Genomic DNA, 24,634 nt, shown 5'->3' with positions numbered 1-24,634 from the left:
CCGGGCGGTTCCGTCGCCCGCCGGCACGTGGAAGGCGGACGTGATGATCGGCTACGGCGGCGTGCGGATGCTGGACGGCGGGCAGCCGTCCTTCGGTGACCAGGTGTTCGAGCGGCTGCTGAAGGAGCGGATCGTCTTCCTCGGCACCGAGGTGACCGACGCCTCGGCGAATCAGATCTGCGCGCAGATCCTGCTGCTCGCCGCCGAGGATCCCGAGCGGGACATCTTCCTCTACATCAACTCGCCGGGTGGCTCGGTGACCGCGGGCATGGCGGTCTACGACACCATGCGCTACGTCCGCAACGACGTGGCGACCCTGGCGCTCGGCTTCGCCGGCTCGATGGGACAGTTCCTGCTCTGCGCGGGCGCGGCCGGCAAGCGATACTCGCTGCCGCATTCGCGGATCATGATGCATCAGCCGTCGGGCGGGATGGGCGGCACGGCCGCGGACATCACCATTCAGGCCGAGAACATGCTGCACGTGAAGCGGACCATGCAGGAGTTGATCGCCCAGCACAGCGGGCGGACGTTGGCGGAGATCCAGCGCGACTGGGACCGGGACCGCTGGTTCACCGCCGAGCAGGCTCGGGAGTACGGGTTGATCGATCAGGTGATCAGCCAGTCCGAGCAGTTGCCGGTGGGCTGAGCCGCGACGGCGGCCGGCGATGGTCCCGCCGGCCGCCGTCGCACCCCGGTCAGGGCAGGTCGACGAAGTCGGCCAGGAAGTCACGCGCGGTCGGCGCGTCCAGCCGGTAGACCACGTTGGTGGCGTAGCAGGGGCCGTCACCGGTGATGGTGGTGGCGGCGAGGATCCGCTGCCCGTCGATGGTGACGAAGTTCGGGCCGCCGGAGTCGCCGTAGCAGGCGCCGCCGTAGCCCCGGCTCTCGTTCATCGCCAGGCGGACCCAGGTCTTGTTGAGCGAGTTGAAGCCGAGCTCGGCCTTCATCCGCACGCCGCCGCCGGGGTGGACGTGCCCACCCGGCTCGCGCTGGGCCTCCGCGGTGCCGTAGCCCATGACCTCCCAGCGGGCCGCCTCGAGCGTGCGGCTACCGAGCGCGTCGAGCTGCCCGGCGGTGGGCAGGGTGGCCGGGGTGAAGTCGTACCGCCGGTCCAGCTCGGCCGCCTGCGCGGTGTCGAAGGTGACCACCGCGATGTCGTGCGCATCGGCGGAGTTGCCCGGATAGTCGGGGCTGTTGTGCTCGGTACCCTCGACCCCGACCGTCGCGGCGACCTGCTCCGGGCTGAGTCCGGCCGCCCTGGCCTCGGCGAGCGCACCCTCGACGTCCTGCTCGAGCGAGACGTAGAACCGGGCGCCGGGCGCCCAGTCGGTGGTGCAGTGCGCCGCGGTCAGGAAGACATCGCGGTCGATCATGGTGCCCGAGCAGTACCAGTCGACGACGTCGGGCGTGGCCGGGTCGGCGTCGCGGTCCCACTGGACCAGCAGGGCGCCGACCTCGGTGCGCTCCGGCGCGGGCTGGGCGTTGTAGGTGTTGATCGCCGACGCCGGTGTGGCGGCCGCGATGGCTGCGGCAAGGGCCGCGGTGGTCAGTGTGGCGAGCAGTGCGGTACGGCGCAAAGGATCCTCCGCTGGTTCGCGAGACATCGGTGAGCACCGACCGGGGAGGGCGGACACGCCCCCTCACTCGCGTCCGACACCCGGCCGTGGGATTGCCACGATGTGGCGATTCTCGATACGGCGGAGCCTATTAGCGTCGGGAATCGCGCGCCTGCGCTCGCGGCGCAGCGTCTTCGCGCCAATTCTCGTTACACGGTGCGGGCGTCGTAGCGGACCCGGGCCGCCTCGACCTCGCCGAGGTGGGTGGTGGCCCACGCCTGGAGCCCGGAGAGCAGGTCGAGCAGGCTGCGCCCCAGGTCGGTGAGGGCGTAGTCGACCCGGGGCGGCACGGAGGCGTGCACCTCCCGGGTGACCAGCCCGTCGCGCTCCAACGCGCGCAACGTCTGGGTGAGCATCTTCTGGCTCACCCCGTCGATGCGCTTGGCCAGGTCGCCGTAGCGCTTGGTGCCGTCGGCGAGGACGAGCACCACCAGGACGCTCCACCGGTCGCCGATCCGGTCGAGCACCTGCCGACTGCCGCACTTGCGGTCGTAGAGGTCCGGTTCCACCCGCTTACTCTCCCATGGCGAGTTACGCACTTCAAGGTGCCTACTCTCCAACGGGAAGTGACCCGACCAGCTTCCCGTTGCAGCTGAGGTCCGACCCACCTCGAGAGGGAGTTCGCATGTCCATCGTCGTCACCGGCGCCACCGGTCACCTCGGCCGGCTCACCGTGGAATCGCTGCTCAGCCGGGGCGTACCCGCCGCCGAGATCGTGGCGCTCGGCCGGGACACCACCCGGCTCGCCGACCTCGCCGAGCGCGGGATGACCGTGCGGCAGGCCGACTACAACGACCCCGCGTCGCTGCCCGCGGCCTTCGCCGGCGCCGACAAGGTGGTGTTCGTCTCCGGCACGGAACTCGGCCGCCGGGTGGAACAGGCCCGCAACGTGGCAGCCGCCGCCGAGGAGGCCGGCGTCAGCCTGATCGCCTACACCAGCATCACCAAGGCGGACACCTCCAGCCTGGTCCTCGCCACCGAACACCGCGGCGTCGAGCAGGAGATCGCCGCCGCCGGCCTGCCGTACGTCTTCCTGCGCAACAGCTGGTACTTCGAGAACTACCTGCCGCAGATCCCCACCTACCTGCAGTACGGCATCGCGGGTGCGGCCGGCGACGGTCGGGTCAGCGCGGCCGCCCGGGCCGACTACGCCGAGGCCGCCGCCGCGGTGGTCACCACCGAGGGCCACGCCAACCGGGCGTACGAGCTGGGTGGCGCGCCGTTCACCCTGACCGAGCTGGCCGGGGAGCTGTCCCGGCAGACCGGCCGCGAGGTCAGCTACACCGACCTCCCCGAGGAGAAGTACATCGAGATGCTGGTCGGCGCCGGCGTACCCGCCGACTTCGCCGCCGTCCTCGCCGACGGCGACCGTGGGCTCGCCCTGGGCGAGCTGGAGGTCGAGGGCGACGACCTGGCCCGGCTGATCGGCCGCCCACCGGTCACCCTGGCCGAGGCGATCCGCGCCGCGCTCTGAGCCCTTTCCCGCTCGCCGCCCCGCTCGCCGTCACGAGCGGGGCGGCGCCGTTCCGGGGGCCCGCCGAGCCGGCCGTGCCGTCCCGCGTACGCGCCGAGCCGCCGGTGGCGTCGCGTGCCCGTGACGAAGGCGGACGGCCAGCCTTCGGCCCCGGGCGGCCCGGCGTAGCCTGCCCGGAATGATCGAACCGGACTTCCTCCGCGAGACCCGGACGTCCTACGACGCCGTGGCCACCGAGTTCGCCGCCCAGTTCCGCGACGAGCTGACCAGCAAGCCGTGGGACCGCGCCGTCCTCACCGCCTTCGCCGAACTGGTGCAGCGCACCGGCGGTGGTCCGGTCGCCGACCTCGGCTGCGGGACCGGCGCGGTGACCGGCTACCTCAGCGGGCTCGGGTTGGCGGCGTTCGGCATCGACCTCTCACCCGGGATGCTGGCGGTGGCCCGCCGCAACCATCCCGAGTTGCGCTTCGACGAGGGCTCGATGACCGCGCTCGACCTGCCCGAGGGCGGTCTCGCCGGCATCACGGCCTGGCACTCGATCATCCACGTCCCCGACGAGCTGTTGCCGGCGACCTTCGCCGGCTTCCACCGGGCCCTCGCGCCGGGCGGCCACCTGGCCATGGTCTTCCAGGTCGGCGACGAACCGGTGGTCCGCACCGAGGGGTTCGGCCAGCCGCTGTCGCTGACCTTCCGCCGGCGCCGACCGGAGCAGGTCGCCGCGCTGCTGACCGACGCCGGCTTCGCGCTGCGGGCTCAGCTCGTCCGCGAGCCCGAGCCGTACGCCGGCGGCACGGAGAAGACGCCGCAGGCGTACCTGCTGGCCCGCAAGCCCGGGCCCTGACGGAGCGCGCGCGTCCCGGTGCGGGCCTCGCCCCGCGCCGGCCGCCGGGGTCCGGGCCGGGCCACCGGGCGGGGAATCCTGATCGCGGGGTCAGCATCGGCCCCTCTACAGTGGCGGATCGAACGGTCCGATCGACCGGGCCCGAACGGCCCCGGCGGACCGCAGATCACGCACGACCCACGGGGAGTACGCCATGACCATGTCCAGCACGCGCCTGCGCGCCCTCGGTACCCTCGCCGCCCTGGCGGCGCTGACCGGCCTCGCCGCCGGGTGCGAGAAGACCAGCGAGCCCACGGCCGGCGGGTCGACCAGCGCGGCGGCCAGCCCCACGGTCGACGTCGCCGCCAACAGCCAGACGGTTTGCAAGGCCGCCACCGAGGTGGTCAAGACCGGCTTCGTCGGGATGGCCGACGACGCCATCGCCCAGATCGACAAGCCGGTCAGCAAGGCCGAGCAGGACCGGCTGATCCGCGGGCACTACACCACGATCGTCACCGGCCTGCGCGCCCAGGCGCCCCAGGCCGCCGACCTGACCGTACGCACCGCCTTCGAGAACCTGGCCATCGCGATCGAGCAGCGACTGGCCGACAAGAAGCCGGTGGATGTCGAGGAGCCCGCGCTGAAGCAGCCGATCGAAGCACTCGACACCGCCTGCGGCAACTGATTCCCTGACCGTCGGCCGGCGGGCCGCCGAGCCCGCCGGCCGCTGCGGGCGTCGGCTCGCCAGCCGCTGCGAGGCACCGGCCCGCCGGCCATCAACCAATGGTGATCGTCATGCGACCAACGTGTGATGTCGCGCCGAAAGAATGACCGCATGCGCAGACAGACCGTGGCGATGATGCTGCTTCCGCTGCTCGGGCTCCTGGCCGCCTGCACTCCACCCGACGAACCTGTCGTGGCCCTCGCTGTCCTGGATGGCAGGCCGATCGGTGTTCTCGTCCCGTGCGACGGCTCGTTCTCCCAGATGAGCGTGTACGAAACCAGTGAGGACGACACGACGGATCGCCCGCTGACCAGCTGGCGGATCATTGGGCAGTCGACCACCGAGGTGGTGGAGGTCCCGCTTCTCGGTCAGCCGCCGGAGGGTTGGGAGACCGCCGGAACCCGAGAGACCTCTCCGCCGGCATCGGGCACCTCGGCGCAGACGGAGCCGCTCACCGAACTGAAGCCCGAGGCCACGTACAGCCTCTCCGGGTCGAGCGGTCGTGACGCCATTTCCGTGGACTTCAGCACCGCGGACTTCGCCCGGATCGGCCCCGACCAGGTGCTGGCACCCGTCGACCACGACACCACGAAGGTGGTGTCACGCGACGCCTTCATACGGGTGGCAAGCAAGAGCTGCTATTGAGCCCGACCAGGGTCGTAGCCGGCCGGCCGCACTGGTCGCAGGCCTCGGAGTCGAACCGAGCAGGCCGCCGTTATGAGCGGCAGCTGGGCCCACGCCCGCCTGCGCCTCACCCAGTGGATGGCACGCATCGAGGCCGTGCGGGGAATCGAACCCCGGTACGCGGTTTTGCGGACCGCTCCCTGACCACTCGGGCACACGACCAGGCCGTAACCAACTGCGTACGTACCCCCGGCAGGGATCGAACCTGCGGCTTCCTGGTTCGTAGCCAGGCGCTCTGTCCGCTGAGCTACGGGGGCATGGCGGAGAGGGAGGGATTCGAACCCCCGGCGGTGTCACCCGCTCCGCGTTAGCAACGCGGCGCCATCGGCCAGCTCGGCCACCTCTCCGTGCGTTCCGTGCCGGACCCATGCGTACCCGACCGGGGATTCGAACCCCGCACCTCTCGGACCTGAACCGAGCGCCTCTACCGCTGGGCCAGTCGGGCATGAACTGCGAGCCGCTGCGGGCGGAGGATTCGAACCTCCAACCTTCCGGTTCAGAGCCGGACGTGCTGCCGAGTTGCACCAGCCCGCAAGGGGCCGACGACGTTGCGTCGGCCGGGCGGGACCCCACCGTGAGGTCCGCACCATGGTCCGGGACCGGGGAGTCGAACCCCGTTTCCCTCGCTGCCAAAGCGAGTGGGTTGCCGTCTCCCTCGTCCCGGAGGGTTACCCCCGGCCGGCCCATGTGTCGACGCCGGCCGAGATCTCATGCCATCCACTGTGGAGTTAAGAATGTGCTACGTCACCGGCCACGGCCGGAACGAAGAGCAGGGGCGACAGGAATCGAACCTGCGACCTCCGGTTTTGGAGACCGGTGCTCTACCAGTTGAGCTACGCCCCTGTGCGGTTCTCGCTGACGAAAAAGCCGCCCGATCCCTGGCGGGCGGGCGGCTTCACGTCTGAAAATGCGCTATTCGCGCCGCCGCCCCGGCATCCAGTTCTGCTCACTCGCGCAGAGGTCGTGGGCTCGCCCGATCGAGGGCAGCACGACACCGGCACATGGCATAGGCCGCGCCATTTCGGTGCAGAGGTACTGCAACACGGGGAACTCCTCGATTTCGTCGGGATGACCTTGCTTCATCAAGGTAGGGGCCGTGTCGACGGCCGGCAATCGGTTTTCCGAGTCACCTTCATGTGGCGATGTGGCGAGCGGGCACCAGGACGAGCGCACTCTTCAGTGGCGGCTAGCCTTGCGCGGTGGCCGAGGACTTCACGATCAAGTTGTCCAGGGATCAGGCTCTCGTGCTGTCGGACTGGCTCGACAAGATGATCGGCACAGAGCGGTTCGACGCGGTTGCCGACGAGGACGTCGCGGTCTGGTCGGCGCTGCATCGGATCAGCGGCGCCCTGGAGACGAAACTCGTGGAGATCTTCATGCCCGACTACGGGCAGCGCCTGGATGCTGCCCGCACACGTCTCCTCGACGACCTCGGCGACTACTTCGTGCAGGAACGCAAGGCCCGTCGAAGCAAGGACGACGGGACCTGATTCAGTCCGACCGACAGATTGCGGCGCGAGCCACCCCGCTCAGGCGAAGTAGAGAACACCAGGAATCTCCAGACCGTCTGGATCCTCAGAAAGCAGCGGACTACCCGCTCCAGGCGGGACGGCCACCTCGGCCCAGTAGACGCGGCCAGCGACCACATAGTCCGTGTCTCGCGTACGGTCCACCAGGTACATCGTCGCTTCTGGCCAACGCACACCCAAGCGCTCCGCCTCGGCAATGAGCCGAGCCTCCGGAGCCGCCCGCAGATGCAACTCCGGATAGGCGTCAGACAAACAGATGCGTGAGACATCCTGGAAGAGGAGATCGAAGACTCGCGGCGGCTGGTCGCCCTCCGGATCCCCGGTCAGCCCTCGCATCAGCAACTTGCTGTGGCCCACCGAGATCGCCCACGGCTTGAACCGCCCGCTAACCGACAGGGGCAAACTGCCGGGAACGACCTTCAAGCGGACCACTCCTACCTCGCTCTTCCCGCCCTAGAGCAGAGCGTGTTTGAGAAGTATCAGACCGTGATGTCTTCGAGATCCGGGCCCTTGACGGGCGGCGAGCGACCGGTGCCACCATGATGCCCTCGGGGCTGCGGACGTAACAGAGCCGATAGAGGCCCTCGGCAACGACCGCAGCGGGCGTGTGGAGCTTTCCAGCCGAGCCGCTGTCGATACGGATCTCCGTCGAGTCCGAGGACAGGCATCTCAGAGAGTTCAGCTACCCCATCGCTCGGCTGGGAACGCGATGCTTGGAGCATGTGCGAGTCCCACGCATAGCCGCGGCTCACGTGCGGTAGCGCTGCCAGCTGCGGTCCGGGCATCAGCAGCCGGGAGCGTGCTCACGACCCATGGCAGGATCTGCTGCGTGCAGATCGGGATGCTCGGATCGTTCGAGGTTCGCACGGACGGCGGCGCCTTCGCCGACGTGCCGGGCGCCCGGTTGCGCGGGCTGCTGGTCGCCCTCGCGCTCGAACCGGGTCGCGTGGTCCCGAAGGCAACGCTCGTCGACTGGATCTGGGGTGAACAGCCGCCCGCCGACGCGACGAATGCACTGCACCGCTTGGTTTCCCGGCTGCGAAAGGTGCTGCCGGAGGGATCGGTCGAGGGTCAGACCGACGGCTACCGACTGACGGTGGCACCCGACGACGTCGACGCCGTGCGGTTCGAACGCCTCGTCACCGCGAGCCAGGTCCGCGACGGCGACGGTCCTCAACGGGTACGGCTGCTGCGCGAAGCCCTCGCGCTGTGGCGCGGTGCCGCCATGCAGGACGTCGGTCTGCCGGACAGTACGGCGTTCGACGCGGCGGTCACCCGGCTCGAAGGGTTACGCCTGGCCGCTCTGGAGGATCGGTTCGACGCGGAGATCGACCTCGGCGGCGGTGCGGAGCTGGTCAGCGAACTGACCGACCTGGTGGCCGCGCATCCGGTGCGGGAGCGGCTTGTCGCCGCGCTGATGCGTGCCCTGGCGGCGGCCGGTCGGGGCAGCGAGGCGCTGCTGGTCTACCAGCGCACGAGAGAGGCCCTGGCCGACGCGCTGGGCGTCGACCCCTCACCGGAGTTGTCCGCGTTGCACGTCGCTCTGCTGCGCGGCGAAGGGGGACGCCGGGAGGATGAGCGGAAGACCAACCTGCGTGCCGAGCTGACCAGCTTCGTCGGCAAGGATGCCGACGTCGCCGCGGTCCGCGCGCTCGTCGCCGGACACCGGCTCACCACCCTGATCGGGCCGGGGGGCTCGGGAAAGACCAGGCTGGCCACGGAGACCGCCCGTACGCTGGTCGGCGACCTACCGGACGGGGCCTGGCTGGTGGAGCTCGCCGCGATCGGCGCCGACGGCGACGTGGCTCAGCCGACGATCGCCGGGCTCGGCCTCCGTGATGCTCTGCTCAGCGGGGCACCGGACGCGGATCTGACGGACCGGCTCGTCGCCGCGATCGGCGAGCGGGAGGCGCTGCTGATCCTGGACAACTGTGAGCACGTGATCGAGTCCGCGGCGACGTTCGCCCATCGGGTGCTCGGCGAATGCCAGCGGCTCCGGATCCTGGCCACGAGCAGGGAGCCACTCGGCATCACCGGCGAGGCGCTGTGGCTGGTCGAGCCGCTGGCTTCACCGGAGGTGGACGCCGACCCCGGCGAGATCAAATCGTCTCCGGCCGTTCAGTTGCTGCGGGACCGGGCGGGCGCGGTGCGCAAGGACCTCGCGCTCGATGCCGCCACGTTGTCGACGATGGCGCGCGTCTGCCGGGCGCTGGACGGGATGCCGCTGGCGATCGAATTGGCCGCGGCCCGGTTGCGCACCATGTCCCTGGATCAGCTCGCCCACCGGCTCGACGACCGGTTCCGGCTGTTGACCGGCGGTAGCCGGACCGCCTTGCCGCGGCACCGGACGTTGCGGGCGGTGGTCGACTGGAGCTGGGAGTTGCTCACCGACGCCGAACGGGTGGTCCTGCGCCGGCTCTCGGTCTTCACGGGCGGGGCGAGCCTGGAAGCGGCCGAGGGGGTCTGCGCCGGCGACGGGGTGGCGCCGGAAGAGATGCTCGAGTTGCTCACCTCGCTGGCCGAGAAGTCGCTGCTGCTCGCCGAGGGTCACAGCGCACCGCGCTACCGGATGCTCGGCACGATCAAGGAGTACGCCGCGAACCGGCTCGCGGAGGCCGGGGAATCGGACCTGGCCCGCCGGGCGCATCTCGCCTACTTCACCGAACTCGCCGAGACCGCTGAGCCGCATCTGCGCCGCGCCGAGCAGTTGCAGTGGCTCGCCACGCTCCAGGCCGAGCACGACAACATCGGTTCGGCGATGCGTGGCGCGCTCGGCGCCGGCGAGGCGCAGGCGGCGATGCGGCTCGCGGCGGGCGCCGGCTGGTACTGGTGGTTCAGCGGGCACAAGGCCGAAGGCATCGAGTTGATCACCGCGGCCACGGAGACGCCCGGCGAGGTGACCGATGAGATCCGGGCCACGGTGTACGCGCTGATGAGCATGTACGTCAGCTCCGGGCAGGGCGACGAACACCGGGCGGCGGAGTGGATCCACAAGGCGTACCAGCTCAGCCGGGGTGGTCAGCGGAACCACCCGCTGTTGAAGTTCGTCGTACCGCTGGAACGCATGTTGCAGGCACCGGACGCGTTCCTGCCCGCGTTCGAGTCGTTGCTTGACGACGAGGAGCCCTGGGCACGCGCACTGGCCCGGCTGCACCTCGGCAAGATGCGGATCATGCTCGGCCAGGAGGGGCGGGATGCGGACGCCTATCTTGAGATGGCGCTCGCCGAGTTCCGGGCCCTCGGCGAGCGGTTCGGGATCTCGTTCGCGCTGACCGAGCTGGCCGAGCGGGTCGCCATGCGCGGCGAGTTCGCCGGTGCGTGCGAGTACTACGAGCAGGCGATCGAGGTCGTCACCCAGGTCGGCGCCATCGAGGATGTCATCCGGCGGCGGGCGCGACAGGCCCAGCTGTACTGGCTGTTGGGCGACAAGGACGCCAGCGCGGCTGCGATGGCCGAGGCGCAACGCTGCGCGGAACCGGTCACCTGGCCGGATGCCCTGGCTGAGCTGGCCCTCGCGAAGGCGGAACTCGCTCGTTGGGACGGCGACGCCGGGGAGGCGTACCGGCAGCTCGGTCTCGCGGTCACCCTGCTCGGCGACGAAGCGGAGTGGGCGAACATGCGCGCGGTGACACAGGACCTGCTCGGCTACCTTGCCGACGATCTCGGCGAGTCCCGTGGACACCGCGCAGCGGCCTGGCAGGCGGCGTCCGAGGCGGGGCACGCACCCCTGATGGCGCAGGTGCTCGTCGGGGTCGCGGACCTGGCCCTGCGCCGCGACGAGTACGAACAGGCCGCGCGGCTGCTCGCGGCCAGCGCCGCCGTTCGGGGGTTGCCGGACCGTTCGCACCCGGACGTGGCCCGGATCGAGCAGGCAGCGCGGCGCCGCCTCGGCGACACAGGGTTCGCCGAGGCGGCACGGGAGGACACGCTGACAAGCTGGCGTCAGCTGGTCGAGGTCACGCTCGCTTCTTGAAGGTGCTGGTCGCCCACAGGTACCCGAGGACACCGATCCCGACGCACCAGGCGATCGCGGCGATCGTGTCGCCGGCCGACGGGGCGCCGGCAAGCAACCCACGCAACGCTTCGATGATCGGCGTGAAGGGCTGATATTCCGCGAACTGCCGGATGCCGGGGCCCATCTTGTCCGCCGGCACGATCGCGCTGCTGAAGAACGGCAGCATGATCAGCGGTACGGTGCCCAGACCCGCCGTTTCCGGAGTCTTCGCCGCCAACCCCAGTGCGACGGTGAACCAGCCGATCGAGAAAGCGAGCAGCACGACGAGACCGATCGCACTGAGCCAGTCGAGAAGACTCCCGGACGAACGGAATCCCAGCAGGAAGGCCGTACCGATGATGGCCGCGATCGCGATCAGATTGTTGAGCATGCTGGCGACGACATGACCGGTGAGCACCGCGCCGCGAGAGACATCCATTACCTTGAACCGCTTGATGACCCCCTTCGTCATGTCCGAGTTCACGGCCGTCGCGGTGGCCCCCAGCCCGTAACAGACCGCCAGGAGGATCATGCCCGGCGTCGCGTAGTCGACATAGTCGACGCCGACGCTGAAAGCGTCACCGAGCACGTAGACGAACATCACCATGATGACGACCGGGAACAGCACCGCGTTGAATACCGCGACAGGATTCCGGACGGTGTGCTTGAAGTTGCGGCGCAGCATGATCGCCGAATCGCCGAGCGCTGATCCAGTGGTACTCATTTGGCCATGGCCTCCGTGCTCGAGCGACCGGTAAGGGCAAGGAAGACGTCATCGAGGTCCGGCGTGTGCACGGAGAACTCCTCGGGCTGGATCGCATGCTCGTCGAGCTGGTTCAGCAGAGCCCGCAACGAGTTCGTCCCACCGTCGCCCGGAACCCGCAGGGTCAGGCTCTCGTCGTCCCGGGTGGAGCCGGTGAAGAACCGGGCGGCCGCATCGAGTTCGCCGAGGTCGGCGAAGCGGAGCCGGACGTGACCGCCGGGAATCTGGCGCTTGAGCTCCGCGGAGGTGCCCTGCGCGACCAGCCGGCCCTGATCGAGCACCGCGATCCGGTCGGCGAGCTGATCGGCTTCCTCCAGGTACTGGGTGGTGAGGAAGATCGTCACCCCGTCAGCCACCAGCTCGCGGACGATGTCCCACATCGTGCGGCGGCTGCGTGGATCCAGGCCCGTCGTCGGCTCGTCCAGGAAGATGATCCGAGGGTTGCCGACGAGCGTCATGGCCAGGTCCAGTTTCCGGCGCATACCCCCGGAGTACGTCGACACCGGCTTCTGCGCCGACTCCGACAGGTCGAACCGCTCCAGCAGTTCGGTCACGACCCGCCTGCCGGCGGAGCCCACCCGGTGGAGATCCACCATCAACTGCAGGTTCTCCTGCCCGGTCAGCAGCTCATCCAGCGCCACGAACTGACCGGTGACCCCGATCGTCGCGCGCACCGCCTTGGCCTCGGTGGCGACATCATGGCCGGCGACGCGCACCGTCCCACCGTCGGCCTTCATCAACGTGCTCAGCACGTTCACCGTTGTCGTCTTACCCGCACCGTTCGGGCCGAGTAGGGAGAAGATCGTGCCCGCCTGCACATCCAGATCGATGCCGTCGAGCACGATCTTGTCTCCGAAGGCCTTTCGCAGCCCGGAAACCTCGATCGCTGAATTCCTCATGCCGGCAACGATGGGCGCCCGCCCTGTCACCGGCCTGACACGCCCCTGACACGACCACTGACGCGGTCGGTCACCTCGTCACACCGGTCCAGGACGCCGCGCAGCGAAGCTCTCGGCTAGAGGGGGATGCCGTGCTCCGCGTAGGTGGCTTCGCCGCTGTTGCGTGCCGTAATCGCCGTACGAAGTCTGCGAGTGAGTCGAGGCGGGCCGTGATGATCCAGGTCTTCCGCTGTCACGTAGCGCCACTCGGTCAGTTCACCGTCCGCGAAGCGGATTACGCCGCCTAGTTGCCGGGATTCGGCAGTTGCCAGAGTTTTGCAATAAGGCATACTGGCCGAGACGATCTCCAACAAGCGGGAGGGTTCCGTTGACCGTCTACACGCTTCCTGACATGCCCTACGACTACGGGGCACTCGAACCCGCCATGAGCGGTCAGATCCTGGAGCTGCACCACAGCAAGCACCACGCCGCGTACGTCAAGGGCAGCAACGACGCCCTCGACCAACTCGCCGAGGCCCGCGACAAGGGCGATTACACGGCGCTGGTCGGCCTGGAGAAGACGTTGGCGTTCAACCTTTCCGGCCACGTCCTGCACTCGATCTTCTGGAACAACCTCTCGCCCGACGGCGGCGACCGCCCCGACGGCGAGCTGGCCGCCGCCATCGACGAGCACTTCGGTTCCTTCGACGCCTTCGCCGCTCAGCTTTCCACCGCCACCAAGAGCGTGCAGGGCTCCGGCTGGGGTGTCCTGGCCTGGGAGCCGCTGTCCCAGCGCCTCATCGTCGAGCAGGTCTACGACCACCACGGCAACGTCGGCCAGGGCTCCACCCCGGTCCTGGTGTTCGACGCCTGGGAACACGCCTACTACCTGCAGTACAAGAACGTCCGTCCCGACTACGTCGACCGGCTGTGGCACCTCGTCAACTGGGCCGACGTCATCCGGCGCTTCGACGCCGCACGCGCCGCCGGCAATCCGCTCATCGTGGCGCCGTGACAGCAGCCGACCCAGCGTCGGCCTTCATCGCCGCGCAGCGCGCCGCCGGGGTCATCGCGGCCAAGCACCGTGGTGACCTCGGCGGGGCGGAACAACTGCTCGCAGCCTTCCCCGATGAGGCTGCCCGCACGCGCGGCTTCATGCTCCTGGCCGAACTCGCCCTCACCCTCGTCCGCACCCAGACCGGCCAGACCATGGACGACCTCGTCCAGGAGCTGGCTCTGCACATCGCGGCCGCCAACGAAAGGCCGGACCGCCGTTGACTCTCGGTTCCCGTGCCAGGGCGACGACCGAGGGGTGGTGAGATCACAACGGACAGCCCGGCAAGCAGCGTGGATGGGGCACCGCTGGCGTGCGCCGGCCCAGCCGACGATGCCGTCAAACTTCCTTCCGGGATGGCGTCGGATCCGGGCCGACTCGTTCGTAGAACGGGCGAGAGGCGGAGACGTCTGCCCGACCCGTGATGCTCAACCAGCTAGCAGGCGAGGGTGACATCCCGATCGGTTCCTAGGTGCACCGGAAGGTAGTAGGCATGGCAAAGCTGATCTACGTAACTAATGTGTCGATTGACGGCTATATCGAGGACCAAAGCGGAGGCTTCAACTGGTTCCCGCGCGACGACGAGGTATTCACGTTCACCACCAACCTCCTGCAGTCGGTCGGTACGTTCCTCTACGGGCGGCGCCTGTACGAGATGATGGCTGTCTGGGAAACCGACCCTGCTCTGGCCGCGCAGTCCGGCCTCATGGCTGACTTCGCGAGCGCCTGGCAAGCGGCGAACAAGGTCGTCTACTCCACGACTCTCACCGCGGTATCAACGGCCGCCACCAGCGTGGAGCGCCGTTTCGACCCCGCCGCCGTACACCAACTGAAGGCCACGGCCGGCAGTGACATCACGATTGGAGGCGCCAACCTGGCGGCGCAAGCCATGCGGGCTGGACTTGTTGACGAGTGCCAGTTACTCGTCTGGCCCACGGCCGTCGGAGGCGGCAAGCCGGGGCTGCCCACTGGCGTACGCACCGACTTCGCACTCCTCGACGAGCGCCGATTCCGAAACGGCGTCGTTCACCTCCGTTACCGCACTCTCGGCCACTAACCAGGGTTACCGCCTGATCTGGGCGCTGCGGGCTGTGTGACGAGGGCCCGCCGACCATCCGCCGCAGGTGAGACCCGTGCGTCCGCAGGCTGTTGACCAACCATCGGGGGTCCATCGCATGACCGAGTGAACCCTTCGCGGAGGTGGAGTCACGAGGCCGCCGTCAACGACACGACAGACGGCGGCTTCCGGTGGCTTACGGCCGCACACCTGGTTCTCATCGAGCAACGTGCGTATTGCCAGCTCAGATAGCGTCTTGGCTGATCATCGAGGTGCCCCCGGCAGGATTCGAACCTGCGACACACGGTTTAGGAAACCGTTGCTCTATCCCCTGAGCTACGAGGGCGCGAGGGCCAAGTCTAGCGACCTGCGGGGTGACCCGGGGTGGCAGGGAGCGACCCCCGCGGCCCTGCCTCCCACCGATCGAGGCCGCCGAGGTGCGCGGCCACCGTCCGGCTTCGCCCCGACCACGTCGCGCACCTCATTCCTCAGGTGGGTGCCATGGCCCCCCGCACGTCGAGGCCCGCCGGGCGCCGACCCGCAACGGGTCGGCCGACCGGCGGGCCTCAGGACGCGGCGATCAGTGGGTACGCGGGTCGTTGTCGCGGCTGCGGCTGCCGGACTTCGCCAGGCCGCGGCTGACCAGGTATCCGATGGTGAGCAGGGTGATGTACCACCAGGCCTTGTCGGCGGCGAAGTAGTCGGCACCGTTGTTGGCGGCACCGTCACCGACGGTCTGGGAGGCGATCAGCACGCCGATCACCGCGGCCAGGTAGACGAACAGCTCGGTGGTCTTCCACGACGGCTTCGTCTCGTCCGCGTGGAACCGGTCGTGCCGGGTCTCGGTCAGGTCGCCACGGCCGGTGCGGTTCTTGGTGTCAGCGGGGGTAGTCATATGTCGTCCTGTCTCTGCGTATATCGAGCTTGCCGGGTTGCTTGCCGGCGGACAACTACCCCCCGGGCCGCAGTCCTAACACCACAGTGGTGCGAATTTTCCTTGTCACCGCCGGCTCGACCGGCTGGGTCGGCGGATCACGCGGCTCATCCGGCAGCCAACCCACGAGCGGGATCGCTGCGGTGTAGGAGCCACCGCCGAGGGTAGGAGCAAGACGGGTCAAGACATCGGCCTTCGCCGCCACCGGGGCTCGTCCACGGTGGGCGGTTCACCGGGGACACACACCCGGGGGCCTTTCTCGGTCTGGCTCCCGTCCGCAAGCTCCCCGGTGAGGTCACCCGCACCGACACCCCGACGGCGCGGGCAACGTCGCACGAAGCGAACGGAGCGAGGATGTTCAATCCACTGGATCACAAGGGGATCCCCCTGGAGAGCCAGATCCGCAACTGGCGTGAACTGAACGTGGAACCCATCGACCCGGAAGCGGTCGACCCCTACACCCGCTGCCGGATCATCACGATTAACGGTATCGAGGTCGAGGCGATCAACTTCCAGCACCAGTTCGCCCGCAACTGCCCCGACCAGGAAGTCCGCCGCCAACTCGCGTACGTCCGGTACGTGGAGAGCCAGCAGCAGCGGGTGGTGAACTGGCTGCTGCCGGGGGTGGCCAGCGTGCTGGAGACGACGCTGGGCTATGAGCAGGTGGCGGTGGACCTGACCGCCTGGGTGGCGCGCCACGAACCCGACCCCTACCTCAAGCAGGCGTACGAGTTCGGTGTCCTGGAGGACTTCGATCACCTCTACCGCTACGCCAACCTGTACGAGATGGTGGAGCGACGCAAGGCGGAGAAGGTCGTCAACGGGCTGACCGAGGTCATGCCGGGGCGGCCCACCGTACGCGAACACCGGCACCCGTTCGACGAGGTGCGCACCCCGTACGACCGCAACAGTGTGGACCCGCGGTCGAAGCTGCACGCGCTGACGATCCTCTCGGCCGAGCAGCAGGTGATGTTCTACTACATGAACGTCGGCCCGCAGTACATGGAGCCGATCGCGCGGCAGCTCTACCAGGAGATCAGCCTGATCGAGCAGGAGCACGTCACGCACTACGAGTCGCTGGTGGACCCGGGTGAGACCTGGTGGGAACGGCTGCTCACCCACGAGTACAACGAATGCTGGCTCTACTACTCCTTCCTGCAGCAGGAGAGCGACCCTCGGATCAAGGCGGTCTGGGAGCTGCACCTGCAGATGGAGCTGGCTCACCTGCAGCAGGCCGCGGACCTCCTGCGCCGGCATGACGGCCGCGAGCCCGAGGAGATCCTCGGCAGCACGGGCCTGCCCGAGCCGCTGACCTTCGAGCCCAACAAGGAGTACCTGCGCCACCTGCTGGCCACCCAGATGGACCTCAACAAGCTCGGCGAGGGCTACGTACGGGAGGCGCACGAGCGTTTCGAGTGGATGCAGCAGCAGCTGCACGACGGCCAGCAGCCCCCCAGCGAGCAGGTCATCGACCTGCATCGGGAGCGGTTCGGCGACGAGTACCGCCTGGAGACCGAGGGGCCGCACCCGGTGGCGGAGCTGCGTGCCGGCGAGGGAGGCAGCCATGCCTGACGCCGGCGCCCCGAACACGCCAGGCCCCGAGGAGGACGTGGTCGACCTGCTGCTCGCCCAGCACGCACGGATCGAGCAGCTGTTCCTGCTCGTCATCGGCGGCACCGGCGACACCCGCCGGGACGCCTTCGACGACCTGGTCAAACTGCTCGCCGCCCACGAGACCGCCGAGGAGGAAGTCATCCATCCGCTGAGCCGTACCCTGCCCGGGGGTGGCGGTGACGCGATGGTCGACGACCGGCTGGCCGAGGAACGACAGGCCAAGGAGACGCTGCAGGCGCTGATCGCGGGCGGGGTGGACGCCGACGGTTTCGACACCGGCATCATCCTGCTGCGCGACGCGGTGCTCACCCACGCCCGCTACGAGGAACGGTACGAGTTCCCCCAGCTGCGTCAGCACGTGCCGGCCGGCCGGCTGCGCAGCCTCGCCACCGCGGTCCGCGCCGCCGAGGCGACCGCTCCGACCCGGCCGCACCCCAGCGCACAGTCCGCGAAGGGCAACCTGGCCGCCGGCCCGGCCCTGGCGGTCATCGACCGGGTCCGGGATGCGCTGCGCAGTCCGTCCGACGGTAAGGGCTGACACCGGACGGACGTTTTGGCGGCCTGGCCTGACGCGCGAGGTGGTGGCTTCCCGGTTCGGGACGCCACCACCTCGCGTCTGCGTAGACGATCACACACAGAGCTGCGCGCTTCAGCTATGGAGAGTCTGCGGCCTCGGCATTTTGAATAGTCCCTATGACGAGGCTCGTACAGCATGCGGCGCTGATCGCCGCCACCATCACCACCGGGCTGATGGCCGGGTTGTTCGCGGCCTTCGCGTACGCGATCATGCCCGCGCTGAGGGGCGCCGACGACCGCACCTTCGTGGAGGCCATGCAGCGGATCAACGCGACGATCGTCAACGGCTGGTTCATGCTGAGCTTCCTGGGCGCGGTGGCGTTCGCCGCCCTGTCGGCCGTCCTGGCCTGGCGGGGCGAAGGACGACCGGCCCTGCCGTGGATCATCGGCGGGCTCGCCCTCTACCTGCTGACGGTGATCGTCACCATCGCCGTCAACGTCCCGCTCAACGACGCGCTCGCGGCGGCCGGCGAGCCCGGCCGCATCGCCGATCTCTCAGCCGTACGCGAGCGCTTCGAAGCCAGCTGGGTCACCTGGAACATCGTCCGCGCGCTCACGAACACCGCCGCGTTCGGCTGCCTCACCTGGGCGCTGATGGTCCGCGGCAATGCCGCCGGTTGAGCCGGCAGCCGCCACGCGGCCGGGCCGCGCGAGCAACTTGCCGGCAACCGACGAGCCCGATTGACCCGCCTCAGCGGGCGTCGGCGAGCTGGCCGCGCAGCTTGACCAGGGCGCGGGCCAGCAACCGGGAAACGTGCATCTGCGAGACGCCGACCTGCGTCGCGATCTCGCTCTGGGTCAGGTTGCCGTAGAAGCGCAGGATGAGGATCTTCTGCTCACGCTCGTCGAGGGTGGCCAACGCCGGGCCGAGGGACACCCGCAGCTCGGCGAGGGCGTACTCGGCGTCTTCGCCGCCGAGCATGTCGCCCAGCTCGGTGGCCCGCTCGCCGTCGCCCGTCGGGGTGGAGAGAGAGACGGCGTTGTAGGCCCGGGCGCCCTCCAGGCCCTCCAGCACCTCTTCCTCGGTGATCTGAAGGTGAGCGGCGATGTCGGCGACCGTCGGCGAGCGGCCGAGGGTCTGCAGCAGCGTGCTGTTGGCGTCGGAGATCTGCAGGCGCAGCTCCTGGAGGCGACGGGGCACCCGGATGTCCCAGGTGCGGTCGCGGAAGTGCCGCTTGAGCTCACCCACGATGGTGGGGATCGCGTAGCCGGCGAAGTCGACGCCACGGGACGGGTCGAACTTGTCGATCGCCTTGATCAGACCGATCGCGGCGGTCTGCACCAGGTCGTCGCTGGGCTCGCCCCGGCCGCTGTAGCGGCGGGCCAGGTGGTTGGCGAGCGGCAGCCAGGCCTCGATCGCCTTGTCGCGCATCGCGGGCCGGGACGGGTGGCCGGCGGGCAGCGCGCCCATGGCGGTGAGCAGCTGGGTCGCCGGGGAGTCGGGGGAGGTGATGTTGTCGGCGCGGGTGCTCGCCGGGGCGGGTCGCTCAGTGGTGATGGTCATCGCTGGTTCCTCCGCTGCTCCCGACGGCGCTTCGCGGCTGCGGCACCGATCGTTGGACCAGACACTAGACCAACGGCCACCAGATAGCTAGCCGAAAGGCTGATACGGCGCAGGTCATCGCGACCATCCCGTCGTGAACGGCTTAGGGCCGAGTGGTGGAAGATCATCGGCCCGGGCGGGCGGACGGCGGTGCGGATTCCGCCATCGCCGCGATGAGCGCGGCGACGGGAACGGTGGCGAAACCGACCCGGGCGTCGCTGGCCCCGTACGGCAGCCACAGCTCACCGTCGTGCACGAGCCCACCACAGGAGTAGACGACGTTGGGCACGTACCCGTCCCGGTCGGTCTCGTCGGGCGACAGCAGAGCGCCGGGGAGCTCGGCGATGACCTGCTCCGGTCGGTGCAGGTCGAGCAGGAGCGCGCCGATGGCGTACCGACGCATCGGGCCGACACCATGGGTGAGCACGAGCCAGCCCGCGTCGGTCTCGATGGGGGATCCGCAGTTGCCGACCTGGATCAGCTCCCAACTGTCGCGCGGAGCGTGCAGCGGCACCGGGGGCTGCCACCGGCTCGCACCGTCCAGGCAGGTCAGACCGATGGTTTCGCCGTCTGCGCGGCAGAGAGCCAAGTGACGGCCGCCGACGGGGCGGGGAAAGAGCGCAACGCCTTTGTTGCGTACGCCCGGCCCGCGCATCGGAGTTATCTCGAAGCGCCGCAGGTCGGCGCTGGCCAGCCCGCGGGTGGCGATGTTCCGGCCGTCGTACGCGGTGTAGGTGGCCCGGTACACCGGTCCGGAATCGTCGGTGAACCGGACGAACCGCGCGTCCTCCATGCCGTTGCTCTCCGCCGGTGTTGCCGGCCAGAGCACCCGCTGATGCAGTGCGGTGTCGGCGGGGAAGCTCGTGGCGTAGCTGCCGGCGTTGGTACGGCGCAGTTGTTCGAGCGTGCGCAACCCGGTGCTGCGGGAGAGCAGATCCGGCGGCAGGTCGCCGAGCACCCGCTCGAAGGTGGCCTCGTCGTACCGTTCGGGCAGGGCGTCCAGCACGGTGGCGGTGACCTCGTTGTCGCAGTCGTCCTCGGCCAAGCCGGCGGCGAGCAGGTCCCGCCGGTGCCGTACGCCGACCCGCTGTCCCACGACCAAGGGGCCGGACCGGTCGGCGACGGTGATCCTTCGCCCGGGTCCGAGGACTGCGGTGGCGAACCCGATGGACGACAGGTGACCCTCGCCGATCTGGCGCAGGCTGACCGCGACGCGCAACTGCCCGGCGCCGAGGGCGCTCTGGTCGGGATGGGCCACCGTCGACGGGTTGCACAGCGCCGCGGCCTCGACCGCGTACTCGTGGCTGAAGTAGGCGCCGACCAGCTGCCGGGTGGTGGGTGAAAGGTCCCGGGCTCGGGCGACCCGGTGACGGACGAGGTCGTAGTGGTGGTGGAAGGTGCGGTCCAGGTCCCGGTGTCGACCGCCGAAGCGGTCGATGGTGTCCCGCAGCAGCCGGGCGGCTTCCTCGTCGTCGAGGTGCGCCACGCGATCTATCAGTGCCCCGGCACGAGTGCGTACCAGGGCGGCGTCCTCACCAGGGACGAAGAGCTTGACGATGACCCGGCGTGGATCAGGGGTGAGGGTGAGCGCCTGCCGGAGGGCCGGTGGTCCGGTCACGACCACCGCGCCGCGTGCTGCAGAGTGGAGATCAGCGCGAGGGTGGATTCGGCGCCCTGGTTGAGGTTGGGTCCGTGCGCGGTCAGCCCGTCGTAGCCGCCGCCGGTCTCTGGATCCCACATCGACGTGCCGACGTCGTTGTCGCCGAGGAACCACCCGACCGCCTGGTGTACCCCGGTGTCCCAGTCCCGGTCTCCGGTGACCGCGGCGGCCGTGGCGCAGGCGTCGGCGAAGGCGGCGACCTCGATCGGCTGTTGGTCGTGGCGCAGTCGCTCCGCGCCGCGCCGCCACCCACCGGCGGGTATCACCGACAGCCGTCCGTCGCGGAGTTGGACGTCCCGCAGCCAGGCCAGCATTCGCAGCCCGTCGTCGAGCGGCGGGCCGCCGTGGCGCAGCTGGCTGGCGGTGATGACCACCTCGGCGAGGGCCGCGTTGGCGTAGGTCAGCTGCTGCCGGGGCCAGGGCCACCGCGGGTCCGATCCAGGTCCGCCGACCGTGCCGGCCGCGTCCGCCAGCAGCGCGGCCGCGGCGGCATGCCCTGGGTGGCGGCGCAGCACCTCGGCGGCGCCGAGCCCGGCGAACGCCATAGCGTGCGGTGCCCGGGAGCGCCGCGTGGCACCCCTGCTGAAGGCGACCAGCGCCTCCTCCCGGATCCAGCCGGCGGGACTGCGGGCGGCGGCGGTGCCCAGCCCCCACAGCGCCCGACCCCACCAGTCACCGACCCCGGGCTCGTCGGTCCAGCGCCGGTCGTGACCGAGCCGGTTGTGGAAGGCGCCGCCGGCATCCTGCGCGTGGGTCAGGAAGGCGAGGTAGCGCTCCGCGAGTCGGAGCACCGCCTCGGTCGGCTCCCGCTCGCGGCTGGTGACGACCAGGCCGCGGGCGACGTCGTCGGTGCAGTAGCCGTGCTCGCGGCGGGCGATGGCGTGCCGGGCGTGTTCGAAGAGGCCGGTGTCGTCGCTCAACCGGGTCAGGTGCGTGAAGCTGGGTGCGGGAACGGCGAGCCCGCGAGCGCCGAACGGTGCGGCCGGGCGGCCGGTGGTCGCGGTCACGCCGACGCCACACTGACCGCGGGCGGGCGGGCGGCGATGAGCCGCTCGGCGAGAGTGCCGTAGCGGGCGGCCACCGTCGGCCACCGCAGCTGCTCGGCCAGCGGCCGGATCCGGCCGGCCAGCCGGACGGCCAGGCCCGGTTCGGTCAGGATCCGCCGGATCGCCGCGGCCAGCGCCGCCGGATCCTGATGGGGTACGACCAGACCAGGGCCGCCGGTGAGCAGCTCGACGGCGTGTGGGAACGCCGTGGCCACGACGGGCACCCCGGCGGCCACCGCTTCGATGAGCACGCCGGAGGTGACCTGCTCCCGGGAGTCGTAGGGCAGCACGACCACGTCGGCGGAGCGGATCAACGCGCCGAGCTCATGCTCGTCGTGGTAGACGTTCTGGTAGTCCACGGCGTGCGCCACGCCCAGCTGGGCGCCGAGCTGGTGCAGACCCGCCCGGTACGCCTCGCCGTGTTGCTCGATCACCCTGGGGTGGGTCCGGCCCGCGACGGTGTAGGTGGGTGTCGGGTCGAGGTCCTGCAACCGCGCGAGGGCCCGCATCGACCACTCGATCCCCTTGCCGGGGCCGAGCAGACCCCAGGTCAACAGGTGCGGGCGGGTACGGCGGTCAGCCGGCACGCCGGTGTGCTCGGCGGCGCCGTGCGGGATGACCGTGACCTTGCCCGGGTTCACGGCGTAGCCGACGATCAGTCGGTCACGGGCCGTGTCAGTCATCGTGACGACCGCGCCGGCAGCGGCGACGATCTGCTCCAGCAGGGACTTCTGCCGGGCGGAGGGCTGCCGGAGCACGGTGTGCAGGACGACGATGCTGGGCACGGCGAGCCGGCGCAGCAACGGCAGGACGTCCTGGCCGTCGGCACCGGGGTAGATGCCGTACTCGTGCTGGACGATGGCCACGTCGAAGGCGTTCAGCGCGGCGGCGGCATCCCGCCAGCCGGCCGGGGCGCGCGCCGACCAGGTGTGCACGACGCCAGGGCGGGGCCGCTGGTCGTCGCTTCCGTCGGTGACTCGCACGACGCCACCGGGCGTACCGTCGGCGGTCAGGTGAGTGGCCAGTGCGGAGTTGAAAGTGGCCAGTCCGCACCGGGTCGGTGGGTGGGTGCTGAGGAAACCGTAGCTGAGCATGGGTGTCGTGCCCTCCGGTTGTCGGACGCCACCGGGTACGGGGGCGGCCTCACGCGATGCGGCGTACGCCGGCGAGCGTGTGTCACCGGCGGAACGGGTTCGAGGCTGGGTCACCGCGGTTGCGGGTCCTCGTCGGGCATGCTTCCTCTGGCGGTCAGCGGGTCCCGCGTCGCGACCGGCGGGTGAGTTCGTCGTAGACGGCGAGGTAGTCGCCGACCATCCGGTCCGCGCCGAAGCGCTGCCGGGCCCGTTCCCGGCAGCCGCTCCGGTCGAGGCCGGTGACCCGAGTGACGGCGTCGACGGCCTGCTCGACGGTGTGCACGAGATATCCCGTCACCCCGTCGTCGACCACCTCCGGCATGGACCCGCGGGCAAAGGCGACAACCGGTGTGCCGCACGCCATCGACTCCACCACCGACAGCCCGAACGGCTCGTCGAAGGCAATCGGGTGCAGCAGGGCGGTGCTGGCGCCCAGGACCTCCGCGCGCCGTCGGGGGCCCACCGACCCGAGGAAGGTGACCTGGTCGCCGTCGATGTGCGGGGCCACCTGTTCGGCGAAGTACCGCTCGTCCTGGACGATGCCGCAGATGGTGAGCGGCCGGCCGGTGAGGCGGGCGATCTCGATGGCGGTGTGAGTGCCTTTGTCGGGGTGGATCCGGCCGAACGCGGCCAGCCCGGGGCCGGCATCGCTGGTGAACGGCAGCCCGGTGAGGTCGACGCCGTGGTGCACCGTGGCGACGTAGTCCAGCCCCGGGGCCCGGTCGGCGTCAGAGATCGACACGTAGGACGAGCGGGCCCGAGCGTAGGCGGGGAGGATCCCCGCGCCGGAGAAGCCGTGCACGGTGGTGAGCAGCGGCGCGGGGCAGTGTTCGGCGAAGGCCAGCGGCAACCAGTCGAGGTGGTTGTGCACCAGGTCGAAGTCCCCGGCGCGGGTCAACGCGTGGGAGACATGCATGGCCTCCCACACCCGGCCGTCCATGGCGGGGTCGTCGGCGTACCCCCGGGGGCAGACACCGTCGAGGGTGGCGGAGGTGGCGGAGTCCAGCGTCGCGAAGAGTGTCACGTCCACGCCGCGAGCGACCAGCCCTTCGGCGAGCAGGCCCGTCACCTGTTCCCAGGGGCCGTAGTGGTACGGGGGTGTCCGCCAGGCGACCGGTCCGAGCAGCGCCACTTTCACGGGGATGGCGCGTCGGCGAGGTCGGCCAGGTCGAGACGCAGGGTGGCGAGCAGCCCGGCGTGCTTGGCCGGGTCCACCTGCTCCGGCAGTTCCCGCTCGACCCAGTCGGCCCTGGCCTGCTGGCCCCGTTCGCGAAGGGCGGTGACGATCCTGTGCCTGGCGATCCTCATCGGGTGCTCCCTAGTGAAGCCGTCCGGAACGGTCACGCTCACGGACGACGGTGTGGACGCGCCGGTCGGATCCCATCACCCGCCGTCGGGGCGAACCTGGACGTGCCGTGACCGGTGGATCCAGTGGCCGGAGCCTGGTCGGCGATCAGCCAGCACGACGATCATGCTGTGGCGATGGGATGACGGTCGTTGAACGCCCCTGCGGGCTGGTGGCGGCGGCACCTGGC

The 24,634-nt window shown here is 70.0% G+C and carries 25 protein-coding genes and 8 tRNA genes; 13 read left to right on the top strand and 20 right to left on the bottom strand.

The genetic code is table 11. The features are described from left to right. Window positions 1-43: 43 nt before the first annotated feature. Window positions 44-646 (top strand): ATP-dependent Clp protease proteolytic subunit, encoded by a 603-nt coding sequence (locus ACIP9D_RS08085; protein ID WP_350867660.1) that lies wholly within the window; start codon window positions 44-46, stop codon window positions 644-646. A gap of 49 nt (window positions 647-695) precedes the next feature. On the opposite strand, the gene ACIP9D_RS08080 is transcribed toward ACIP9D_RS08085, so the two are convergent. Continuing rightward, on the bottom strand, window positions 696-1,604 hold the full coding sequence (locus ACIP9D_RS08080; RefSeq protein ID WP_350867662.1) for a trypsin-like serine protease: 909 nt from the start codon (window positions 1,602-1,604) through the stop codon (window positions 696-698). Between the two features lie 161 nt (window positions 1,605-1,765). Then, a complete protein-coding gene (locus ACIP9D_RS08075; RefSeq protein ID WP_350867664.1) occupies window positions 1,766-2,125 on the bottom strand; it encodes a helix-turn-helix domain-containing protein in 360 nt (119 codons plus the stop codon). A gap of 116 nt (window positions 2,126-2,241) precedes the next feature. Here ACIP9D_RS08075 and ACIP9D_RS08070 point away from each other — a divergent pair, with 116 nt between their 5' ends. From ACIP9D_RS08070 to ACIP9D_RS08055, 4 genes are all read left to right on the top strand, one after another. Beyond that, window positions 2,242-3,090 (top strand): SDR family oxidoreductase, encoded by an 849-nt coding sequence (locus ACIP9D_RS08070; protein WP_350867666.1) that lies wholly within the window; start codon window positions 2,242-2,244, stop codon window positions 3,088-3,090. 178 nt (window positions 3,091-3,268) lie between these two features. Then, window positions 3,269-3,931 carry a methyltransferase domain-containing protein gene (locus ACIP9D_RS08065; RefSeq protein WP_350867668.1) on the top strand — a complete coding sequence of 221 codons (663 nt, stop codon included), beginning with the start codon at window positions 3,269-3,271 and terminating at the stop codon, window positions 3,929-3,931. 199 nt (window positions 3,932-4,130) lie between these two features. After that, a complete protein-coding gene (locus tag ACIP9D_RS08060) occupies window positions 4,131-4,595 on the top strand; it encodes a hypothetical protein (protein WP_350867670.1) in 465 nt (154 codons plus the stop codon). Window positions 4,596-4,760: 165 nt separating this feature from the next. Next, window positions 4,761-5,279, top strand: coding sequence for a hypothetical protein (locus tag ACIP9D_RS08055; protein WP_350867672.1), 519 nt, complete (start codon window positions 4,761-4,763; stop codon window positions 5,277-5,279). A 130-nt stretch (window positions 5,280-5,409) separates the two neighbouring features. Here ACIP9D_RS08055 and ACIP9D_RS08050 read toward each other — a convergent pair. The 7 genes from ACIP9D_RS08050 to ACIP9D_RS08020 form a co-directional block, all read right to left on the bottom strand. Beyond that, window positions 5,410-5,480: transfer RNA gene (locus ACIP9D_RS08050), tRNA-Cys, on the bottom strand. A 22-nt stretch (window positions 5,481-5,502) separates the two neighbouring features. Next, window positions 5,503-5,575, bottom strand: a tRNA-Arg gene (locus ACIP9D_RS08045). Window position 5,576: 1 nt separating this feature from the next. After that, a tRNA-Ser gene (locus ACIP9D_RS08040) sits at window positions 5,577-5,665 on the bottom strand. Window positions 5,666-5,690: 25 nt separating this feature from the next. After that, window positions 5,691-5,763 (bottom strand) — tRNA-Leu (locus ACIP9D_RS08035). A gap of 15 nt (window positions 5,764-5,778) precedes the next feature. Continuing rightward, window positions 5,779-5,852, bottom strand: a tRNA-Gln gene (locus ACIP9D_RS08030). 55 nt (window positions 5,853-5,907) lie between these two features. Further along, window positions 5,908-5,982, bottom strand: a tRNA-Pro gene (locus ACIP9D_RS08025). 106 nt (window positions 5,983-6,088) lie between these two features. After that, window positions 6,089-6,161: transfer RNA gene (locus tag ACIP9D_RS08020), tRNA-Trp, on the bottom strand. A gap of 356 nt (window positions 6,162-6,517) precedes the next feature. On the opposite strand from ACIP9D_RS08020, the gene ACIP9D_RS08015 reads away from it, so the two are divergent. Then, on the top strand, window positions 6,518-6,808 hold the full coding sequence (locus ACIP9D_RS08015) for a hypothetical protein (RefSeq protein ID WP_350867674.1): 291 nt from the start codon (window positions 6,518-6,520) through the stop codon (window positions 6,806-6,808). Between the two features lie 39 nt (window positions 6,809-6,847). Here ACIP9D_RS08015 and ACIP9D_RS08010 read toward each other — a convergent pair whose 3' ends face one another. Beyond that, window positions 6,848-7,270, bottom strand: coding sequence for a hypothetical protein (locus ACIP9D_RS08010; protein WP_350867676.1), 423 nt, complete (start codon window positions 7,268-7,270; stop codon window positions 6,848-6,850). Window positions 7,271-7,676: 406 nt separating this feature from the next. On the opposite strand from ACIP9D_RS08010, the gene ACIP9D_RS08005 reads away from it, so the two are divergent. After that, window positions 7,677-10,820, top strand: a complete 3,144-nt coding sequence (locus tag ACIP9D_RS08005) for a BTAD domain-containing putative transcriptional regulator (RefSeq protein ID WP_350867678.1) — start codon at window positions 7,677-7,679, stop codon at window positions 10,818-10,820. Here ACIP9D_RS08005 and ACIP9D_RS08000 read toward each other — a convergent pair. Continuing rightward, window positions 10,804-11,565, bottom strand: a complete 762-nt coding sequence (locus ACIP9D_RS08000) for an ABC transporter permease (RefSeq protein WP_350867680.1) — start codon at window positions 11,563-11,565, stop codon at window positions 10,804-10,806. The genes ACIP9D_RS08005 and ACIP9D_RS08000 overlap by 17 nt on opposite strands. Beyond that, entirely contained in the window at window positions 11,562-12,503 is a 942-nt protein-coding gene (locus tag ACIP9D_RS07995) for an ATP-binding cassette domain-containing protein (RefSeq protein ID WP_350868793.1), read from the bottom strand. The genes ACIP9D_RS08000 and ACIP9D_RS07995 overlap by 4 nt, the downstream gene beginning before the upstream one ends. A 367-nt stretch (window positions 12,504-12,870) precedes the next feature. Here ACIP9D_RS07995 and ACIP9D_RS07990 point away from each other — a divergent pair, with 367 nt between their 5' ends. From ACIP9D_RS07990 to ACIP9D_RS07980, 3 genes are all read left to right on the top strand, one after another. Further along, on the top strand, window positions 12,871-13,497 hold the full coding sequence (locus tag ACIP9D_RS07990) for a superoxide dismutase (protein WP_350867682.1): 627 nt from the start codon (window positions 12,871-12,873) through the stop codon (window positions 13,495-13,497). Further along, complete coding sequence (locus ACIP9D_RS07985) at window positions 13,494-13,760, top strand: superoxide dismutase (RefSeq protein WP_350867683.1); 267 nt, start codon at window positions 13,494-13,496, stop codon at window positions 13,758-13,760. The genes ACIP9D_RS07990 and ACIP9D_RS07985 overlap by 4 nt, the downstream gene beginning before the upstream one ends. 269 nt (window positions 13,761-14,029) lie before the next feature. After that, window positions 14,030-14,593, top strand: a complete 564-nt coding sequence (locus ACIP9D_RS07980) for a dihydrofolate reductase family protein (protein WP_350867685.1) — start codon at window positions 14,030-14,032, stop codon at window positions 14,591-14,593. A gap of 273 nt (window positions 14,594-14,866) precedes the next feature. Here ACIP9D_RS07980 and ACIP9D_RS07975 read toward each other — a convergent pair. Both ACIP9D_RS07975 and ACIP9D_RS07970 read right to left on the bottom strand, forming a co-directional pair. Next, window positions 14,867-14,939, bottom strand: a tRNA-Arg gene (locus ACIP9D_RS07975). 234 nt (window positions 14,940-15,173) lie between these two features. Beyond that, window positions 15,174-15,488: a hypothetical protein gene (locus tag ACIP9D_RS07970; protein ID WP_350867686.1), complete on the bottom strand. Its 315-nt coding sequence runs from the start codon at window positions 15,486-15,488 to the stop codon at window positions 15,174-15,176. 393 nt (window positions 15,489-15,881) lie between these two features. On the opposite strand from ACIP9D_RS07970, the gene ACIP9D_RS07965 reads away from it, so the two are divergent. The 3 genes from ACIP9D_RS07965 to ACIP9D_RS07955 all read left to right on the top strand — a co-directional run bounded on the left by ACIP9D_RS07965 (window position 15,882) and on the right by ACIP9D_RS07955 (window position 18,338). Continuing rightward, a complete protein-coding gene (locus tag ACIP9D_RS07965; RefSeq protein ID WP_350867687.1) occupies window positions 15,882-17,099 on the top strand; it encodes a hypothetical protein in 1,218 nt (405 codons plus the stop codon). Beyond that, window positions 17,092-17,679, top strand: a complete 588-nt coding sequence (locus tag ACIP9D_RS07960) for a hemerythrin domain-containing protein (RefSeq protein ID WP_350867688.1) — start codon at window positions 17,092-17,094, stop codon at window positions 17,677-17,679. The genes ACIP9D_RS07965 and ACIP9D_RS07960 overlap by 8 nt, the downstream gene beginning before the upstream one ends. A gap of 155 nt (window positions 17,680-17,834) precedes the next feature. After that, the gene (locus tag ACIP9D_RS07955) at window positions 17,835-18,338 is read left to right on the top strand and encodes an anthrone oxygenase family protein (RefSeq protein WP_350867690.1); all 504 of its coding nucleotides are present in this window, start codon (window positions 17,835-17,837) and stop codon (window positions 18,336-18,338) included. A 70-nt stretch (window positions 18,339-18,408) separates the two neighbouring features. Here the strand turns inward: ACIP9D_RS07955 and ACIP9D_RS07950 are convergent, their stop codons facing one another. From ACIP9D_RS07950 to ACIP9D_RS07925, 6 genes are all read right to left on the bottom strand, one after another. Next, window positions 18,409-19,128 carry a SigB/SigF/SigG family RNA polymerase sigma factor gene (locus ACIP9D_RS07950; protein WP_350868794.1) on the bottom strand — a complete coding sequence of 240 codons (720 nt, stop codon included), beginning with the start codon at window positions 19,126-19,128 and terminating at the stop codon, window positions 18,409-18,411. A gap of 256 nt (window positions 19,129-19,384) precedes the next feature. Next, window positions 19,385-20,878, bottom strand: a complete 1,494-nt coding sequence (locus ACIP9D_RS07945; RefSeq protein ID WP_350867692.1) for a glycoside hydrolase family 130 protein — start codon at window positions 20,876-20,878, stop codon at window positions 19,385-19,387. After that, entirely contained in the window at window positions 20,875-21,927 is a 1,053-nt protein-coding gene (locus ACIP9D_RS07940) for a glycosyltransferase (protein ID WP_350867694.1), read from the bottom strand. The genes ACIP9D_RS07945 and ACIP9D_RS07940 overlap by 4 nt, the downstream gene beginning before the upstream one ends. Further along, entirely contained in the window at window positions 21,924-23,060 is a 1,137-nt protein-coding gene (locus tag ACIP9D_RS07935) for a glycosyltransferase (protein ID WP_350867696.1), read from the bottom strand. Before ACIP9D_RS07935 ends, ACIP9D_RS07940 begins: the two co-directional genes overlap by 4 nt. A 154-nt stretch (window positions 23,061-23,214) precedes the next feature. After that, window positions 23,215-24,237, bottom strand: a complete 1,023-nt coding sequence (locus tag ACIP9D_RS07930) for a glycosyltransferase family 4 protein (RefSeq protein WP_396694184.1) — start codon at window positions 24,235-24,237, stop codon at window positions 23,215-23,217. Beyond that, the gene (locus ACIP9D_RS07925) at window positions 24,234-24,407 is read right to left on the bottom strand and encodes a hypothetical protein (protein WP_350867700.1); all 174 of its coding nucleotides are present in this window, start codon (window positions 24,405-24,407) and stop codon (window positions 24,234-24,236) included. Before ACIP9D_RS07925 ends, ACIP9D_RS07930 begins: the two co-directional genes overlap by 4 nt. Window positions 24,408-24,634 lie beyond the last annotated feature (227 nt).

This window comes from Micromonospora sp. NPDC093243 (genome assembly GCF_044753725.1).
In the GTDB taxonomy this organism is placed as follows: Bacteria; Actinomycetota; Actinomycetes; order Mycobacteriales; family Micromonosporaceae; genus Micromonospora.
This window is presented reverse-complemented; position numbering and strand designations above follow the sequence as displayed.

What these genes read in the sequence shown, in the direction of transcription:
- ACIP9D_RS08085 (WP_350867660.1), top strand. Translation starts at nt 44, where the DNA reads ATGATCGGCTACGGCGGCGTGCGGATGCTGGACGGCGGGCAGCCGTCC.
- ACIP9D_RS08080 (WP_350867662.1), bottom strand. Translation starts at nt 1,604, where the DNA reads ATGTCTCGCGAACCAGCGGAGGATCCTTTGCGCCGTACCGCACTGCTC.
- ACIP9D_RS08070 (WP_350867666.1), top strand. Translation starts at nt 2,242, where the DNA reads ATGTCCATCGTCGTCACCGGCGCCACCGGTCACCTCGGCCGGCTCACC.
- ACIP9D_RS08065 (WP_350867668.1), top strand. Translation starts at nt 3,269, where the DNA reads ATGATCGAACCGGACTTCCTCCGCGAGACCCGGACGTCCTACGACGCC.
- ACIP9D_RS08060 (WP_350867670.1), top strand. Translation starts at nt 4,131, where the DNA reads ATGTCCAGCACGCGCCTGCGCGCCCTCGGTACCCTCGCCGCCCTGGCG.
- ACIP9D_RS08000 (WP_350867680.1), bottom strand. Translation starts at nt 11,565, where the DNA reads ATGAGTACCACTGGATCAGCGCTCGGCGATTCGGCGATCATGCTGCGC.
- ACIP9D_RS07995 (WP_350868793.1), bottom strand. Translation starts at nt 12,503, where the DNA reads ATGAGGAATTCAGCGATCGAGGTTTCCGGGCTGCGAAAGGCCTTCGGA.
- ACIP9D_RS07980 (WP_350867685.1), top strand. Translation starts at nt 14,030, where the DNA reads ATGGCAAAGCTGATCTACGTAACTAATGTGTCGATTGACGGCTATATC.
- ACIP9D_RS07970 (WP_350867686.1), bottom strand. Translation starts at nt 15,488, where the DNA reads ATGACTACCCCCGCTGACACCAAGAACCGCACCGGCCGTGGCGACCTG.
- ACIP9D_RS07965 (WP_350867687.1), top strand. Translation starts at nt 15,882, where the DNA reads ATGTTCAATCCACTGGATCACAAGGGGATCCCCCTGGAGAGCCAGATC.
- ACIP9D_RS07960 (WP_350867688.1), top strand. Translation starts at nt 17,092, where the DNA reads ATGCCTGACGCCGGCGCCCCGAACACGCCAGGCCCCGAGGAGGACGTG.
- ACIP9D_RS07955 (WP_350867690.1), top strand. Translation starts at nt 17,835, where the DNA reads ATGACGAGGCTCGTACAGCATGCGGCGCTGATCGCCGCCACCATCACC.
- ACIP9D_RS07950 (WP_350868794.1), bottom strand. Translation starts at nt 19,128, where the DNA reads ATGGGCGCGCTGCCCGCCGGCCACCCGTCCCGGCCCGCGATGCGCGAC.
- ACIP9D_RS07935 (WP_350867696.1), bottom strand. Translation starts at nt 23,060, where the DNA reads ATGCTCAGCTACGGTTTCCTCAGCACCCACCCACCGACCCGGTGCGGA.
- ACIP9D_RS07925 (WP_350867700.1), bottom strand. Translation starts at nt 24,407, where the DNA reads ATGAGGATCGCCAGGCACAGGATCGTCACCGCCCTTCGCGAACGGGGC.